Below are 1,027 nucleotides of genomic sequence, written 5' to 3' on the forward strand. Positions count from 1 at the left end.
CTCGTACAGGTCGGTCAGCAGATCCGGCAGGAAGATCGCGGCGGCCTCGGTGAGTACCAGCACCTCCGGGTCGATCATGTCCAGCAGCAGGGCCACCACACGACCGATGACACGCAGCCGGTCCCGGAAGAGTGCCAGTACGCGGGGGTCCCCACAACGGGCCGCGTCCAGCAGGGTCCACATGTCGGGCTTCGAGATCATCCCTTCCCGGAACGCCCGCTCTACCAGGACCCGTTCCGAGATGGCAGCCTGCACGCAGCCGGACCGCCCGCAGGGGCAGCTCACCGACCTGTCCGCCAGCGGCAGGTGGGCGACGTCCCCGGCTCCGGAGTGCGGGCCCCAGTGCACCGCGCCACCGGTGGCGATCGCCGCGTCGACGACGTTCCCGACGAACAGGTGCACCAGACTGCGTCGCGCCCGCGGGTCCCCGAACATGATTTCTGCCTGGGCGAGGGCGCGGGCGTGGCTGTCCACATGGACCGGCAGGCCGGTCGCCGCGGCAAGCACCTGGCGGACCGGTACGTCGCGCCACCCCAGCAGACCATGCTCGATGATGACGCCACGCTGCGGATCCACCCATCCGCCGGTGACCACCCCCAGACCGAGCGGCCTGTTGCCTCGGGAGTGCCGCGCCACGAAGCCGGGAAGGTACTGGCTGATCTGCCGCAGCACCTCGTGTGCGACACCCTGGTGCGACACGTTCTCCTGGGCCACGACCTGGCCGCGTAGGTCCACCAGACCGAAGGTGATGGCGTGGACCGCAATGTGCACCCCGCAGGCGAGGTGACGCTGGGTGTCGATATCCAGGGGGACGAACGGCCGGCCGGCACGCGGTGGGGTCGACAGCGCCGGCAGTTCGCGCAGCAGCCCGAGAGAGATCAGATCCGCGGTCTGCCGCGACACCACGGCCGGACTCAGCCCGGTCGCACGACCGATGAGGGTGCGCGCCACCGGTCCGTGATCCAGCACGGCGCGCAGCACCGCCGCGGCGGAGCCCGTCGTGTCCGAATGGCCCACGGTCGTGGAC

The 1,027-nt window shown here is 70.8% G+C and carries 1 protein-coding gene; it reads right to left on the bottom strand.

What is annotated here, in order from left to right; all coding sequences use genetic code 11:
• Positions 1-951: ROK family protein (locus DD1DGNOD_RS24860; protein WP_346434379.1), on the bottom strand; the 951-nt coding region annotated here is incomplete at its 3' end.
• Between the last annotated feature and the right edge of the window lie 76 nt (positions 952-1,027).

It is taken from the genome of Candidatus Protofrankia californiensis (genome assembly GCF_900634765.1).
Lineage (GTDB): Bacteria > Actinomycetota > Actinomycetes > Frankiales > Frankiaceae > Protofrankia > Protofrankia californiensis.